Here is a 13,839-nt window from a genome sequence, read left to right on the forward strand (position 1 = left end):
GCTCACCGGCGGTGCGGTAGCGGCGGGCGGGGTCCTTGGCCATCGCGCGCGCGACGACGTCGTCGAACGCCTTCGGGACGCGCGGGTCGCGCTCCGACGGCCGCGGCGGGGGCTCGTGGACGTGCGCGCGCAGCGCCTGCGCCGGGGTGGCCGTCTTGTAGGGCGGGTGGCCCAGCAGCATCTCGGCGAGGACGCACCCGAGCGCGTAGATGTCCGACGCGGGTCCCGGCGGGATGCCCTCGAACGTCTCCGGGGCGAGGTAGGCGAGGGTGCCGAGGACGGTGCCCGCCTCGGTCAGACCGTCGGAGCGGTTCTGCTCCGCGGCCACGCCGAAGTCGGTGAGGTAGGCGAACACCGGGTCGCGGGCCGCCAGCAGCACGTTGGCCGGCTTGACGTCGCGGTGCACCAGGCCGCCGGTGTGCGCGGCGTCCAGGGCGCTCGCGATCTGGGAGACGATGCCGGCGGTCCGCTCGGGCGGGACGGGCCCACGGGAGACGACCTTGGCGAGGTCGGGCCCGTCGACCATCCGCATGTCGATGTAGAGCCGGCCCTCGAGCTCGCCGAAGTCGTGGATCGGCAGGATGTGCGGGTCGGAGAGCCGCGCGGCGAGGCGGGCCTCCCGGCGGAACCGCGCGACGAACTCGGCGTCGTGGGCCAGCGGCTCGAGCAGCAGCTTGAGCGCGACCCAGCGCTCGCGCCCGGTGTCGAAGGCGCGCCACACCTCGCCCATGCCGCCCCGGCCCAGGAGCTCCTCGAGGCGGTAGCGCCCGATGCCGGCGCCGGTCCCGACCTCCGTCACCGTCACACCGCCCCCCGGAGGTCTCGTGGCCACCGCTGTCCGTCCGGGGGGAGGTTACTCGCGGCGATCACCGCTCGGGGGGTGCCGCCCGGGCGGACGAGTCCCGGCACGACGGCGCCACCCTCCGCGCACACGGCGCCTCAGGCGCCGCAGCTCCCGCCGTAGGTGGTGATCTTGTAGTCGACGACGGCGAGGGCGCCCTGCAGGTCGCGCAGCTGCGCGACGATGGCCTCGCGCTGCTCGAGGAGCAGAGCGAGGCGCTCGTCCTGGGTGTGCGGCCCGGCCTTGACCAGGGCGAGGTAGCGGCTCACCCCGGCGATCGGCATCCCGGAGAGCCGCAGCCACGTGACGAAGGCGATCCGGCCGAGCGCCTCGCGGTCGTAGACGCGGTGCCCGGCGGCGTCGCGGTCCGCCTCGACCAGCCCGATGCGCTCGTAGTAGCGCAGCGTGTGGGCCGTGATGCCGGTGATCTCGGCGACCTCGGAGATCCCCAGGGGAGACGGGAGGTCGTCGGGCAGCCGCATCGCCCGGACGAGCTCGTCGTTCAGCGGCGGCAGCGAGCCGTCCGCCGCGGCCACCGAGTCGAGGATCGTGCGCAGGCGGGCGGCCGGGTGGGCGTGCGGATCGACGTCCACCGGGCCGGTCTCCGGGACGGTGCCCAGTGCGGTCATGTCCCCGACGCTAGGCCTTCGAGTGCGCTCGAAGCCACCTCCCCGGTTCGGCCCGTCCGGCGAGCGTCACACACCGGGACGATCACGTTGACGATCACCTCGGACCGCCGGTACCTGTGGCGTCCGTGAGGGCTTCAGCAGTCGCCGCGGTCCTGGAGGGGATCCCGTTCCCCGTCCGGCCGTGGCAGATCGCGACCGCCGCCGACGAGTACGGGGTCGATCCGCTGACGCGCGCCGAGATCGACCAGATCCCGGACCGGGAGTACAGCGACGTGTTCGACATCGTGGTCGCGCTCACGTCCACCCCCGCGCACCTGCGCAGCCGGCGCCCGCTCTAGACGGCGCACCGGCGCACGAACCGGTCGGCCCGTACCCAGTAGGGCACGAAACAGACGCTGGACCTGCGGAAACACCCCGACCCGTGCCGGGGGACGGCGGGGTCGGTGTGGGACCGTCAGCGGCGGCGCGCCCGGCGCCGGGGAGCGAGGACACGTCCGTGGTGATGTGGCGTGCGGTGCGCCGTGGATCGGGTCGGCACGGCGTGGGCCGGGACGGCGCGGGCCGGCACGGATCGGGGCCGGCGTGGCGCGTGCCGGCGGTGCTCGCCGCGGCCGCCGTCCTCGTGCTCTCGGCCGCCGCGTGCTCCGGCGGCGCGTCCTCCTCCGCCGCGGGTGCTTCCCCGGCCGCCTCGGCGGGCTCCCCGACGTCACCCCTGCCGCCGCCCGGACCGCGGGTGACCGTCGACCCCGCCGCGGACGTGAACCCCACCGCCCCGGTGCACGTGCACGCCGACGGGGGCCGGATCACCGGGGTGCACATGACGAACGCGTCGGGCGCCGCCGTCACCGGGACGCTCTCGCCCGACGGCGCCACCTGGACCACCAGCGAGCCGCTCGCGTTCGGCCGCACCTACACCGTCGTCGCGGACGCCGTCTCGGCCCAGGGCGCCCCGACGCACCTGCAGTCGACGGTCGCCACGCTCGCGCCGAAGCAGACCGACAGCGCCGCCGTGGACCCGGGCGGCACCGACGTCGGCGTCGGGCAGCCGGTCGCGGTCACCTTCTCCCACCCGGTGACCGACAAGGACGCGGCCGTCAAGGCGCTGGCCGTGACCTCCGACCCGCCGCAGCCCGGAGCCTGGCACTGGATCTCCTCGAGCCAGGTGGACTACCGGCCGCAGGTCTACTGGAAGCCGGGCACCACGATCACCCTCGACGGCAAGCTCTACGGCGCCGACCTCGGCGGCGGGGCGTTCGGCGCGAAGGACGTCCACGAGACCTTCCGCGTGCACGACGCGTGGGTGGCGAAGGCCGACGGCGGCGCCGAGCAGATGCAGATCTTCGACAACGGCGCCCTGGTCAAGACGATGAAGATCAGCCTGGGCTCGCCGCAGTTCCCGACGCACACCGGCACGCACGTCATCTCCGACAAGGAGCCCAGTGTCGTCATGGACTCGGCCACCTACGGCGTCATGCCGGGTCAACCGGGCTACTACAAGGAGACCGTGCTCCTCGACGAGCGCATCTCCAACGACGGGGAGTTCGTCCACTCGGCGCCGTGGTCGGTCGGGCAGCAGGGCACCGACAACGTCTCCCACGGGTGCGTCAACCTCAGCCCCGCCGACGCGCAGTGGTTCTTCGACCACTTCGGCGTCGGCGACGTCGTGGAGGTCACCAACTCCGGCGGCCCGGCGCTCCCGGTGTGGGACCGCTGGGGCGACTGGGCGCTGCCCTGGGCGCAGTGGCAGGCCGGCACGACCTGACCGGCGGTCCGCCCGGAGCGCGGCTCAGCCGGCCCGGGGCGGCCGGTCGTGGGGTGCGCGGCTCGGCCCGACGACACCGTGGCGCAGGGCGAACGAGGCCGCCCCGAGCCGGGAGTGCACGCCGAGGGCGGCGAGGACCGCCCGGACGTGGCTGCGCACGGTGGCGACGGTCACGCCCATCGTCTCGGCCATCTCCTCGGTCGACGCGCCCGCGGCGATCAGTTCGAGGCACTGCCGCTCGCGGTCCCGCAATCCCGTCAACCGCCGCCGCTCCGCGGCCTCGCCCTCCGGCACGGACGCCCCGCGCGCGACGGCCGTGTCCCCCTCGGCGGCGCGCTGCGCGGGCACCGGCCCGACCTCCCCGCGCGCCGCGCGGGTGATCGCCTCGACCAGGTCGTGGCCGGAAGCGCTCTTGAGCAGGTGTCCCACGGCGCCCGCCGCCGCAGCCGCGGCCGGACCGGGGTCGTCCGCGGCCGCGGTGAGCACCACGACGCGGGTGCCCGGCGCGCAGCGCGCCAGCCGCGCCACGAGCGCCTGGGCCGAGCCGGTGGCGAGGGCCGCGGCGTCGACCAGGCAGACGTCGGGTCGGGCCTGCCGGGTGCGGGCCACCGCGTCGACCTCGGTGGTGGCGACGCCCGCCACCTCGATGCCGTGCTCCGCGAGGTAGGCGCCCACCAGGTCGGTGAAGAGGCGATGATCGTCGGCGAGCAGTACGGTCGTCACAGCGTCGCCTCCGCGGGGCCGGGCGGGTGTCGTCACTCGGACGAGTGACGCGGGAGGCCCCCGTTCGGTTGGCCGCCGAATGGGCGACATGATCTCGGCGGGCACGGTGCGTTTCCGGATCCGTCAAGATGGATGAGGACCGGGCATCGCTTGCTCAACTAACGTTCCTCCATGAGTCGCTTCCGTGTCCGGTACGTCACGGCTGCCCGACTCCTCGCGGAGGCGCTCGGCGCCCGACTCGCCGAGGAGCCGGATCTCGCCCTCGCCGAGGACGGCCCCCCGGCCGACGTGCTGCTGGTGGACGCCGTCGGGGCCTGCCCCGGCGAGGGCCCGCCCCCCGCCGCCCGGATCGTCGTCCTCGCCACCGACGACGCCCCCGGGAGCGCGGTCGCGGCCGCCCGTGCCGGCGCGTCGGCCTGGCTGGACCACCGCTGCAGCGCCGACGAGCTCCTCCGCGTGCTGCGCGGGGTGGCGCGCGGTGGCGCCTTCTTCCCCCGCGAGGTCCAGGCCGAGATCCTGGACGCCCTGCGCACCGACGCCGCGGGCGGCGAGCCCACGGACCCGTTCGCGCGGCTGACCGGCCGGGAGCGCGACGTGCTGCACGCGCTCGCCGACGGCCTGGGCAACCGGGAGATCGGCGAGCACCTCGGGATGTCGTACAACACGGTCCGCACCCACACGAACGAGATCTTCCGCAAGCTCGGCGTCCACACCCGCGTCGACGCGGTGCGGACCCTGCGGGGCGCGGGATGACGGCCGGACCGTTCGCGCTGCTCCACGACATCGGCCACGAGGTGGCCACCCTCTCAGCGCTGGTCGCCGCCGTCCGCGGCGAGGACGGGCTCGACGCCGACGCCCGCGAACGGATGGCGCTCGTGGCACGCCAGATCGACCGGCTCGCGGACCTCCTCACCGACTGGGACCTCCCGTCGGACGCGGTCGAGGCGGGCGACGAGGTCCTGGAGCTGCGCGACCTCCTGCACGAGGTCGTGGTGCTGCGCGACGCCGCCTCCCCGGGCTCGGTGGCGCTGCACCCGGGACCGGCCGTGCTCGTCCGGCTCGACCGCCAGGCCCTGTGCCGGCTGGTGACCAACCTGGTCGACAACGCGGTGCGGGCGGCCGGCGCGGGAGGCGTGGTGGAGCTGGACCTCGACGCGGAGGGCGGCGCCGACCCGGTGGTCCGCGTGGCCGACGACGGCCCGGGCCCCGGGGCCGGCCCGCGGGGCGACCGCGGGATGGGCCTGGCCATCGTGCGCACCCTGGCGCGCCGGCTCGGGGCCGAGGTGACGATGCGCCCGCGACGTGGCGGCGGGACGGTCGCCGAGGTGGTGCTGCGCGGCCGGCGGGCCGTGCCCGTCCCGGCCCCCCGCGCGCCCGGGTGCGGACGGCCGGATGACGCGTCCGCCCCACCGCCGTCTGGTCAAGTTGCACGAGGTCCCGACGCACCGGGCTGACGAGCATGGGACGGGTGACGCTGCGCATCCTCCTGGTGGACGAGCACCAGATGCTGGTCGAGGCCCTCGCGACGCGACTCGGCGCCGAACCGGACCTGGTGGTCGACACCCGGGGACCGGCGGGCGTGGAGACGGTGGTCGCGCACGCGGTCCGCGCCCGGGCCGACGTGATCGTCCTGGAGGTCGCGCCGCTCGACGGCGACCGGCGTGAGCTGATCCTGGGGCTGCGCCACCGCCTGCCGAACGCCCACCTCGTCGTGCTGACCGCGGAGGAGGACCGCCGGATCGCCGGTGAGGTCGCCCCGCTCGGTGTGGAGGGCTGGATCTCGAAGGAGGCCGACGTCGGGGCGCTCGTGGACCTGATCCGGGCCGTCGCGCGGGGCCGGGGCTGGTTCCCGCCCGAGCAGCTGGGCGCGGTGCTCGAACGGCTGCGTGCGGACGCGAGGCGCGCCCGACAACGGGGCGGTCCGCTCGACCGGCTCACCGACCGCGAGCGGGAGATCCTCGCGGCGATGGTGCGCGGCGAGTCGACGGTGACCCTCGCCCGCCAGCTGCGGCTCTCGGCGCACACCGTCCGCAGCCACGTCGCCAACACCTACGCCAAGCTCGGCGTCCACAACCGGCTCGAGGCGGTCGCACTGGCCCGGTCCGCCGGCCTCGACGTCGCCGCGGGGCCGCGGCCCGAGCTCGTCCCGGCGGGCCGGTGAGCGCGGGGGGCCCCGACCCGGCCCGAGCCGGGTCCGGGGCGTCACGGCCCGTCCTGGTCGTCGCCGGCGTGCTCGCGGTCTGCGTCGTGGTCGGCGCCGTGCTCGGCATCCTGCTCCCGATGTGGACGGCGGCCGGGGGGCGGGCCACCGTGGACCCGGCCGCGTCCCCGGCGGTGCCGCCGGGCCGGTCCCTGCCGGTGGTCGTCTCGCTGACCTTCGACGACGGCCTCGCGGGGCAGACGCAGTACCTGCCCGTCCTGCAGGCGCACGGCCTGACCGGGACCTTCTACGTCAACACCGGTGACATCGGTCAGCCCAACTACCTGACCCGGGCCGACCTCACGCAGATCGCCGCCGCCGGGAACGAGATCGGCGGCCACACGGTCCTGCACCCGAACCTCGTCGGCGACGCCCCGGACGAGACCGCACGCCAGGTGTGCGACGACCGCGCCACGCTGACCTCGTGGGGCTTCCACCCGGTGTCGTTCGCCTACCCCTTCGGGATCACCTCGCCCTCGGTCGAGGCCATCGTGCGGGACTGCGGCTACACCAGCGCGCGCCTGGACCACGGGCTCGGGCCGGTGAGCGCCGCGTGCCCGGCCTGCGCCAGCGAGACCGTCCCCCCGACCGACCCGTACGCGGTCCGGACCGCACCCGACATCACCGAGACGGCCACCCTGGCCGACCTCGAAGGATGGGTCACCAGGGCGCAGTCCGCCGGCGGCGGCTGGGTGCCGTTCATCTTCCACCACGAGTCGTGCGCCACGTGCGGCACCCTGTCGACGAGCCCGGCGTTGATCGACCAGTTCACCACCTGGCTGGTCGACCAGCAGCGCGCCGGGACGGTCGCGGTCCGCACGGTGGGCCAGGTGGTCGGGGGAGCGGACGGACCGGTCCACCGGGCTCCCGCGGCGACGTCGACCTCTCTGGTCGACGGCGACCTGAGCCAGGCCGGCACGACGGTCCCCGACTGCTGGGAGGCGTCGGGCTACGGGACCAACACCGCCGCCTTCGCCTGGACCCCGCCGAACGGCGGCGCGCCGGCCTCCGAGGCCGTCACCGTCAGCGCCTACACCGACGGCGACGCGGTGATGCTGCCCCGGCTCGACCTCGGGCAGTGCACGCCGACGACCACGCCCGGCACCCCGACACACCTCGCCGCGCAGTACCGCTCGACGGTCCCGACCCAGTTCGCCGTCTACCGCCGCACCGGCACGGGCTCCTGGGAGTACTGGACGTCCGGTCCGCTGGTCGTCCCCTCGGCCGACTGGGCACCGATCACGTGGGACACCCCGCCGGCACCCCCCGACACCACCGGGGTCGCGGCGGGCCTGGCGATCGGCGCGGTGGGCACGCTGGAGAGCCGCGGGTACGTCGAGGACGCGGTGGCGGTGCCGCCGGCGCCGTCGCTCGTCGCCCCGGGACTGCGCGGTCTGCTGGAGATCGGCGCGGCCGTGGCCGCGGGCCTGGGGCTGCTGGGCGCCCTCGCGGGGCTCGCGCACCACTACCTGCGCCGACGGCGGCCCCGGCCGGCGCGCTGGGGAGGCGTCGCCGACGTGCCCGGACCGCGGACGTCGGACGACGGCCCGCCCGAGGGGGAGCCGGGCGACGACCCGACCGAGGCGGCGGTTCCCTCGACCGCGGAGCGCTCGGAGACCGAGGGCGTGCCCCGGTGAACCCCTGGATCCTCATGTACCACTCGGTCGCGGACTACGAGCGCGACCCGTACCTCGTCACCGTGCGGCCCGAGCGCCTCGACGCCCAGCTGACGTGGCTCCGGCGTGCCGGGCTCGTCGGCGTCGGCGTGGCGGACCTGCTCGCGGCCGCGCGGCGGGGAGCCGCGCGCAGGCTGGTCGGGCTGACCTTCGACGACGGCTACCGCGACTTCGCGACCACGGTCGTCCCCCTCCTGCGCCGCCACGGCTTCGGCGCCACGGTCTACGTCGTCGCCGGGCGCCTCGGCGGCCACAACGACTGGGACCCCGACGGCGAGCGCAAGGCCCTGATGACCGCCGACGAGGTCGCCGCGGTCGCCGCCGAGGGGATCGAGGTCGGCGCGCACGGGATGGCGCACGTGCCGCTGAGCGCGCCGATCGCCGGGACGGACCTCGCCCGCGAGGTGGCGGAGAGCCGCCACCTCCTCGCCGACCTGGCGCACCGCCCCGTGACCGGCTTCTGCTACCCGTACGGCGCGCACGACGAGCGGGCGGTCGCCGCGGTGCGCGCCGCGGGCTACGACCACGCCTGCGCCACCGGTCGTCCGCCCGTCCCCGGCCCGCTCGCCCTGCCCCGGACCTACGTCGGGGACCGCGACGGCCCGCCGCGGCTGGCCGCCAAGTGGGGTCGCCACGCCGTCGCGGAGGGCCGGGAGGCCGCCGGCGTCCACCGCCGCCCCGTGCGGGTCCCCAGCCCCGCGGCGGCCGGGCGCGTCCGGAGCTGAGCCGTGGCGCTGCGGGTCCTGCACGTCGCCCAGCCGGTCGAGGGGGGCGTGGCGGCCGTGGTCGCGCAGGACGTCCTCGACCAGCGCCGGCGGGGCTGGCAGGTCGCGGTGGCCTGCCCCGGGACCGGGTCGCTGCCCGTCGCCCTCGTCCGGGCCGGCGTCCCCCACCTGCCGTGGGCCGCCCGCCGGGAACCGGGCCCCTCGTCGCTGCTCGAGGCGCGGCGCCTCGCCGCGCTCGTCGGCCTCGCGCGGCCCGACGTCGTGCACCTGCACTCGTCGAAGGCCGCGCTGGCGGGCCGCCTCGGGGTCCGCGGCGCCGTGCCCACCATCGTGCAGCCCCACGGCTGGTCCTGGCTCGCGGTCGGCCCCCGGTCCGCCGGCCCGGCCCGCGCCTGGGAGCGCCACGCGGCCCGCTGGCACGACGTCTGCGTGTGCGTGGGGGCCGGCGAGGCGCACCTCGCGCTCGAGGCCGGGGTGCCGGGACCCCGCGAGGTGGTGCGCAACGGCGTCGACCTCGCGCGGTTCCGGCCGGCCGGCCCGGCCGAGCGCCGGGCGGCCCGGGCGGCCCTGGGCCTGCCGGCCGCCGACCCGGTGGCCGTCTGCGTGGGCCGGGTCTGCCGGCAGAAGGGCCAGGACGTGGCACTGCGCGCCTGGCCCGCGGTCCGCGCCGCCGCCCCCGGCGCGCGGCTGGTCCTCGTCGGGGGCCCCCGGCTCGACGGCAGGGCGGTCGGCCCCGGGGTCCTCGGCGTGGGTGCGGTGGCCGACGTGCGCCCCTGGCTGGCCGCCGCCGACCTCGTGGTCCTGCCCTCCCGCTGGGAGGGCCTCTCGCTGGCCCTGCTCGAGGCGCTCGCGGTCGGGCGGCCGGTCGTCGCGAGCCAGGTGCCGGGCCTCGCCGACGCCGTCGGCGTGGGGACCGGCGCGCTCGTCCCCCCCGACGACGCGGCCGCGCTCGCGGAGGCCGTCGCCACCCGGCTCACCGACCCGCGCCGCTGCGCGACGGAGGGCGCGGCGGCCGCCGCGCACGCCCGGGCCTTCGACGTCCGGCAGACCCTCGACCGGCTCGCCGCCCTCACGGCCGCAGTGGCGAGCGGACGCGTCCGTTCGGCAGACCTTCGTAGGCGCGTTGGTGTGGATGACCGAGGACGGCTGGCCACGCGCATCGCAGGCTGGTGATCAGGCGGGCACGGTGCCCGCCCGAGCCGGAAGGAAGCCCGATGGTCGCCACCTCCCCGCTGTCCCTCGCGATCAACGGCCGCGAGCGCCTGCTGGTGCAGGACCTGGTCGCCTTCACGCGTCCCGCCGAGTCGGAGCGGCTGGGAACGGTCGCGGTCGTCGGGCTCGGTTACGTCGGGCTGCCCACCGCGCTGGCCATCGAGCACGCCGCCGAGCGCGTCGTCGGGCTCGACGTCGACCCGGCGCGGCTCGCCGTGATCGCCGCCCGGGACGCCGACCTCGACGACGAGGCGCGCCGCACCCTCGACCTCGTCCTGGACGCGGGCCGGCTGGACCTGACCACGGACCCGGCGACCCTGGAGAGCGCCGACGTCGTCGTCGTCTGCGTCCCGACGCCGGTGCTCGCGGACCGCAGCCCGGACCTGCGGGCCCTGCGCGCGGCGTGCGGGACCGTCGTCGCCCACGCCCGCCGCGGCCAGACGATCATCCTCACCTCGACGACGTACGTCGGCACCACCCGCGAGCTGCTGGCCGCCCCGCTGCACGAGCGGGGGCTCGTCGCCGGGACCGACGTGTTCGTCGCCTTCAGCCCGGAGCGCATCGACCCCGGCAACCACGACCACCGCCAGCGGGAGACCCCGCGCGTCGTCGGGGGGATCACCACGGAGTGCGCCTCGGCGGCGGCCAACGTGGTCTCCGCGCTCACCGACTCGGTGTTCCTCGTGAGCTCGCCCGAGGCCGCCGAGCTGACCAAGCTCTACGAGAACATCTTCCGGGCGGTGTCCCTGGCCCTGGCCAACGAGTTCGCCGACGCGTGCGGCGCCTTCGGCATCGACCCGATCGAGGTCACCCTCGCGGCGGGCACCAAGCCCTACGGGTTCCTCGGGGCGTTCCCCGGCCCGGGCGTCGGGGGCCACTGCATCCCCTGCGACCCGCACTACCTCCTCGCGCAGCTCCGGCACGCGGGCGTCGCCGCTCCGCTCGTGGACGCGACGATGCACGCGATCGACGACCGCCCCGCGCGCGTGGCCGACCGTGCCGGCGAGGTCCTCGCCGCCGACGGGATCGCGCTGCGCGGGGCCCGCATCGCCGTCGACGGGGTCAGCTACAAGGCCGGGGTGCGCGACGTCCGCGAGTCGCCCGCGCTCCCGCTGATCGCCACGCTGCTCGACCGCGGCGCCGACGTCTCCTACCACGACCCGCTCATGCCGGTGATCCGCCTCGAGGACGGCCGGGAGCTGTGCTCCGTCGCCGACCCCGACTCCCGCGACTGGGACCTCGCGATCGTGCAGGTCGTCCACCCCGGCGTGGACCACGACTGGGTGCGGCGCTGCCCCCGGGTCCTCGACGCGACGTACCGGTTCGACGCGGCCGGCACCGCGCGTCAGGTGGTGTGACCCCGTGCACCGGCCGGCCGGGGACCTCCCGGTGGACACCACCGTCCCGGTGGTGGTCCTCAAGACCGACCCGAACGTCATGCACCACGGCGCCCTCGGCGTCGTCCGCTCGCTGGGGTCGCGCGGGATCGCCGTGCACGCCGCGCACGAGCACCGCTGGGCGCCGGCCGCCCGCTCGCGCCACCTGACCCGGTGCTGGCCGTGGTGGACCGACCCTGCCGACGCGGCCGGTGTCCTGTCCGGGCTCGGCCGCATCGCCGATGCCCTCGGCACGCGCGCGGTCCTGCTGAGCACCGACGACGGGGGTGCGGTGCTGCTCGCCGAGCACGGTGACGTCCTGCGCGACCGCTTCGCCTTCCCGCGCGTCCCGCGCGGGCTCCCGCGCCGGCTCGCCGACAAGGCCGCGCTGCCGGCCCTGTGCGCCGAGCACGGGATGCCCTCACCGCGCTCCGAGCACGTCGCCGACCCGGCCCGCGTGCCCGCCCTCGCCGCGGAGCTCGGACTCCCGTTCGTGGTGAAGCGGACCACGGGCGGTCCGCGCACGAGCGTCGTGCGCACCCGCGCCGAGGTCGACGAGCTGGCCGCGGAAGTCGCCTCGGGACCGCTGCTGGTGCAGGAGTACCTGCCCCCGCTGGGTCCGGGCGCCGCGCAGGACTGGTTCGTCCACGCCTACCTCGACGGCCACGGCGACGCGGTCTTCGTGGGGACCGGGGTGAAGGAGCGCTCGTACCCCGCGCACACCGGCCTGACGAGCCTGGGACGGGTCGAGCCGTGGCCCGCGCTGGCCGAGGTCACCACCGCGTTCCTGCGCCGGGCGGGCTACCGCGGCGTCGTCGACCTCGACCTGCGGATCGATCCCCGCGACGGCGAGGCGAAGCTCCTCGACGCCAACCCCCGCTTCGGCGCCCAGTTCCGGCTGTTCCGGGGCGCACGCGGGCTCGACGTCGCGGTGGCCGCCCACCTCGACCTCACCGGCCGGCCGGTGCCCGAGGACCCGCCGCTGCGGCGCCGGTTCGTCGTCGAGCCCTACGACCCCGTCTCCGCGCTCACCCACGTCCGCCGCGGGGAGCTGCGACTGCGCGACTGGGCGGCCTCGCTCCGCGGGATCGACGAACCCGCGTGGTTCGCCCGCGACGACCCACTGCCGTTCGGGCTCATGGCCGCCCGCACGGCGGCCGAGAGCGCCCGGCGCGGCATGGCCGGGCTCACCCGCACCGCCTCGTCCACCACGTCCACACCGACACCCGCCACACCGAAGAGCCACCGCACCACCGGGGAGGACACCACCATGCAGGACCGCACCGATGTCGTGATCATCGGCGCCGGCCCCTACGGTCTGTCACTCGGGGCCCACCTGGCCCCGACCGGGCTACGGGTCCGACAGTTCGGCGGAGCCATGAAGGCCTGGAAGACGATGCCGAAGGGGATGTTCCTCAAGTCGCAGGGGTTCGCGTCGAGCCTTTCCGACCCCCGGGGCACCCACACCCTCGAGGCGTACTGCCGTCGGACCGAGACCCCCTACGCCGATTACGGGGTGCCGGTCGCGCTCGACACGTTCGTCGCCTACGGAGAGTGGTTCGCCCGGGAGCTCCTGCCCGATCTCGAGGACACCTCGGTGGTCGGGCTGGCCCAGGACGAGCACGGTTTCCGGGTGGAGCTCGCCGACGGGGAGGTCGTGCACGCCCCCCGCGTGGTCGTCGCGGTCGGCCTCACCGGCGCCGCGGCGTTGCCCACGGAGCTGGCGGGCCTGCCTGCCCGGCTGGTCTCGCACACCAGCGACAAGAGCGACATGGCCGAGTTCTCCGGCCGCCGGGTCGTCGTGCTCGGTGCGGGGCAGGCCGCGCTGGAGAGCGCGGCCCTGCTGAACGAGGCCGGCGCGGACACCCGCCTGGTGGCACGGGCGGAGCAGATCGCCTGGAACGGTGAGCCGCTCGCCGCGCAGCGGTCGCTCTGGCGGCGGCTGCGTGAGCCCGAGGCGCCGCTGGGTTCTGGCTGGGGCACCTGGTTCTACTCCAACCGGCCCGACCTCTACCACCGCCTGCCCACCACTGTGCGGTTGTCGCGGGCCCGCTCGGCGCTCGGTCCCGCCGGGGCCTACTGGTTGCGCCCACGGGTCGAGGGCGTCGTGCCGATCCTCACCGGGCACCGCCTCGCGAACGCGGAGATCGACGGCGACGAGGTGCGCCTGGACCTGCGCGACGCGTCGGGTCGGCAGCGGGTGCTGCACGCCGAACACGTTCTGGCGGGCACCGGCTACCGGATCGACCTGTCCCGGATGGGCTTCCTCGACGAGTCCCTGCTCTCGCGGATCCTCACGCTCGCGGGCACCCCGTCGGTCACCGCGGACTATCGCTCCTCGGTGCCCGGCCTGTACTTCTGCGGGCCCGCGGTCACGCCGAGCCTCGGCCCCGTGATGCGCTTCGCCTACGGCTCCGCGTACGCCGCCAAGGCGGCCGCCGCCAGCATCGTCGCCTCGACGACCACGCCGGCCCCGGTGGCGTGATGACGGCCGCCCCGGAGGAGACGGCGACGCGGCGGGTGCCGTGCGCGCCGCTCCGCGCGCCCGCTCGGCACGACGGGGCCGCCGTGCTGGTCGGGTGCCTCGACGGTGCGGCGGCCGCGCTCGCCGCCGCGCTCGTCGGGCTGCCCGGAGTCCTGGCCCTCGGCTACGGCCTGGCGGTGGTCGTCGTGCTCGCCTGCGACGGCGCGTACC

General features: G+C 76.4%; 14 protein-coding genes. 11 read left to right on the forward strand and 3 right to left on the reverse strand.

Annotated elements, in window-relative coordinates:
• Window positions 1–799 (reverse strand): serine/threonine-protein kinase (locus AC0CYZ_RS26625; protein WP_472220975.1); only part of this gene is annotated, 799 nt, incomplete at its 3' end.
• 140 nt (window positions 800–939) lie between these two features.
• Window positions 940–1,470 carry a MerR family transcriptional regulator gene (locus AC0CYZ_RS26630; protein ID WP_472220977.1) on the reverse strand — a complete coding sequence of 177 codons (531 nt, stop codon included), beginning with the start codon at window positions 1,468–1,470 and terminating at the stop codon, window positions 940–942.
• 125 nt (window positions 1,471–1,595) lie between these two features.
• Here AC0CYZ_RS26630 and AC0CYZ_RS26635 point away from each other — a divergent pair, with 125 nt between their 5' ends.
• Together AC0CYZ_RS26635 and AC0CYZ_RS26640 are read left to right on the forward strand one after the other, a co-directional pair.
• Window positions 1,596–1,808, forward strand: coding sequence for a DUF2795 domain-containing protein (locus AC0CYZ_RS26635; RefSeq protein WP_472220979.1), 213 nt, complete (start codon window positions 1,596–1,598; stop codon window positions 1,806–1,808).
• Between the two features lie 164 nt (window positions 1,809–1,972).
• Window positions 1,973–3,232, forward strand: a complete 1,260-nt coding sequence (locus AC0CYZ_RS26640) for a L,D-transpeptidase (protein WP_472221002.1) — start codon at window positions 1,973–1,975, stop codon at window positions 3,230–3,232.
• 24 nt (window positions 3,233–3,256) lie between these two features.
• On the opposite strand, the gene AC0CYZ_RS26645 is transcribed toward AC0CYZ_RS26640, so the two are convergent.
• A complete protein-coding gene (locus AC0CYZ_RS26645; protein ID WP_472220981.1) occupies window positions 3,257–3,955 on the reverse strand; it encodes a response regulator in 699 nt (232 codons plus the stop codon).
• Window positions 3,956–4,126: 171 nt separating this feature from the next.
• On the opposite strand from AC0CYZ_RS26645, the gene AC0CYZ_RS26650 reads away from it, so the two are divergent.
• The 9 genes from AC0CYZ_RS26650 to AC0CYZ_RS26690 all read left to right on the forward strand — a co-directional run.
• Entirely contained in the window at window positions 4,127–4,708 is a 582-nt protein-coding gene (locus AC0CYZ_RS26650) for a response regulator transcription factor (RefSeq protein ID WP_472220983.1), read from the forward strand.
• Window positions 4,705–5,409: a sensor histidine kinase gene (locus AC0CYZ_RS26655; protein WP_472220985.1), complete on the forward strand. Its 705-nt coding sequence runs from the start codon at window positions 4,705–4,707 to the stop codon at window positions 5,407–5,409. Before AC0CYZ_RS26650 ends, AC0CYZ_RS26655 begins: the two co-directional genes overlap by 4 nt.
• Before the next feature lie 14 nt (window positions 5,410–5,423).
• Window positions 5,424–6,116, forward strand: coding sequence for a LuxR C-terminal-related transcriptional regulator (locus AC0CYZ_RS26660; RefSeq protein ID WP_472220987.1), 693 nt, complete (start codon window positions 5,424–5,426; stop codon window positions 6,114–6,116).
• On the forward strand, window positions 6,113–7,792 hold the full coding sequence (locus AC0CYZ_RS26665; protein ID WP_472220989.1) for a polysaccharide deacetylase family protein: 1,680 nt from the start codon (window positions 6,113–6,115) through the stop codon (window positions 7,790–7,792). The genes AC0CYZ_RS26660 and AC0CYZ_RS26665 overlap by 4 nt, the downstream gene beginning before the upstream one ends.
• A complete protein-coding gene (locus tag AC0CYZ_RS26670) occupies window positions 7,789–8,556 on the forward strand; it encodes a polysaccharide deacetylase family protein (protein WP_472220991.1) in 768 nt (255 codons plus the stop codon). The genes AC0CYZ_RS26665 and AC0CYZ_RS26670 overlap by 4 nt, the downstream gene beginning before the upstream one ends.
• A gap of 3 nt (window positions 8,557–8,559) precedes the next feature.
• Window positions 8,560–9,729: a glycosyltransferase gene (locus AC0CYZ_RS26675; protein WP_472220993.1), complete on the forward strand. Its 1,170-nt coding sequence runs from the start codon at window positions 8,560–8,562 to the stop codon at window positions 9,727–9,729.
• A gap of 41 nt (window positions 9,730–9,770) precedes the next feature.
• A complete protein-coding gene (locus tag AC0CYZ_RS26680; RefSeq protein ID WP_472220996.1) occupies window positions 9,771–11,126 on the forward strand; it encodes a nucleotide sugar dehydrogenase in 1,356 nt (451 codons plus the stop codon).
• Window positions 11,127–11,157: 31 nt separating this feature from the next.
• Window positions 11,158–13,629, forward strand: coding sequence for an NAD(P)-binding domain-containing protein (locus AC0CYZ_RS26685; protein WP_472220998.1), 2,472 nt, complete (start codon window positions 11,158–11,160; stop codon window positions 13,627–13,629).
• A partial coding sequence (locus AC0CYZ_RS26690; protein WP_472221000.1) for a hypothetical protein occupies window positions 13,629–13,839 on the forward strand: 211 nt, incomplete at its 3' end. The genes AC0CYZ_RS26685 and AC0CYZ_RS26690, both read left to right, overlap by 1 nt.

This window comes from Actinomycetospora sp. (assembly GCF_055612215.1).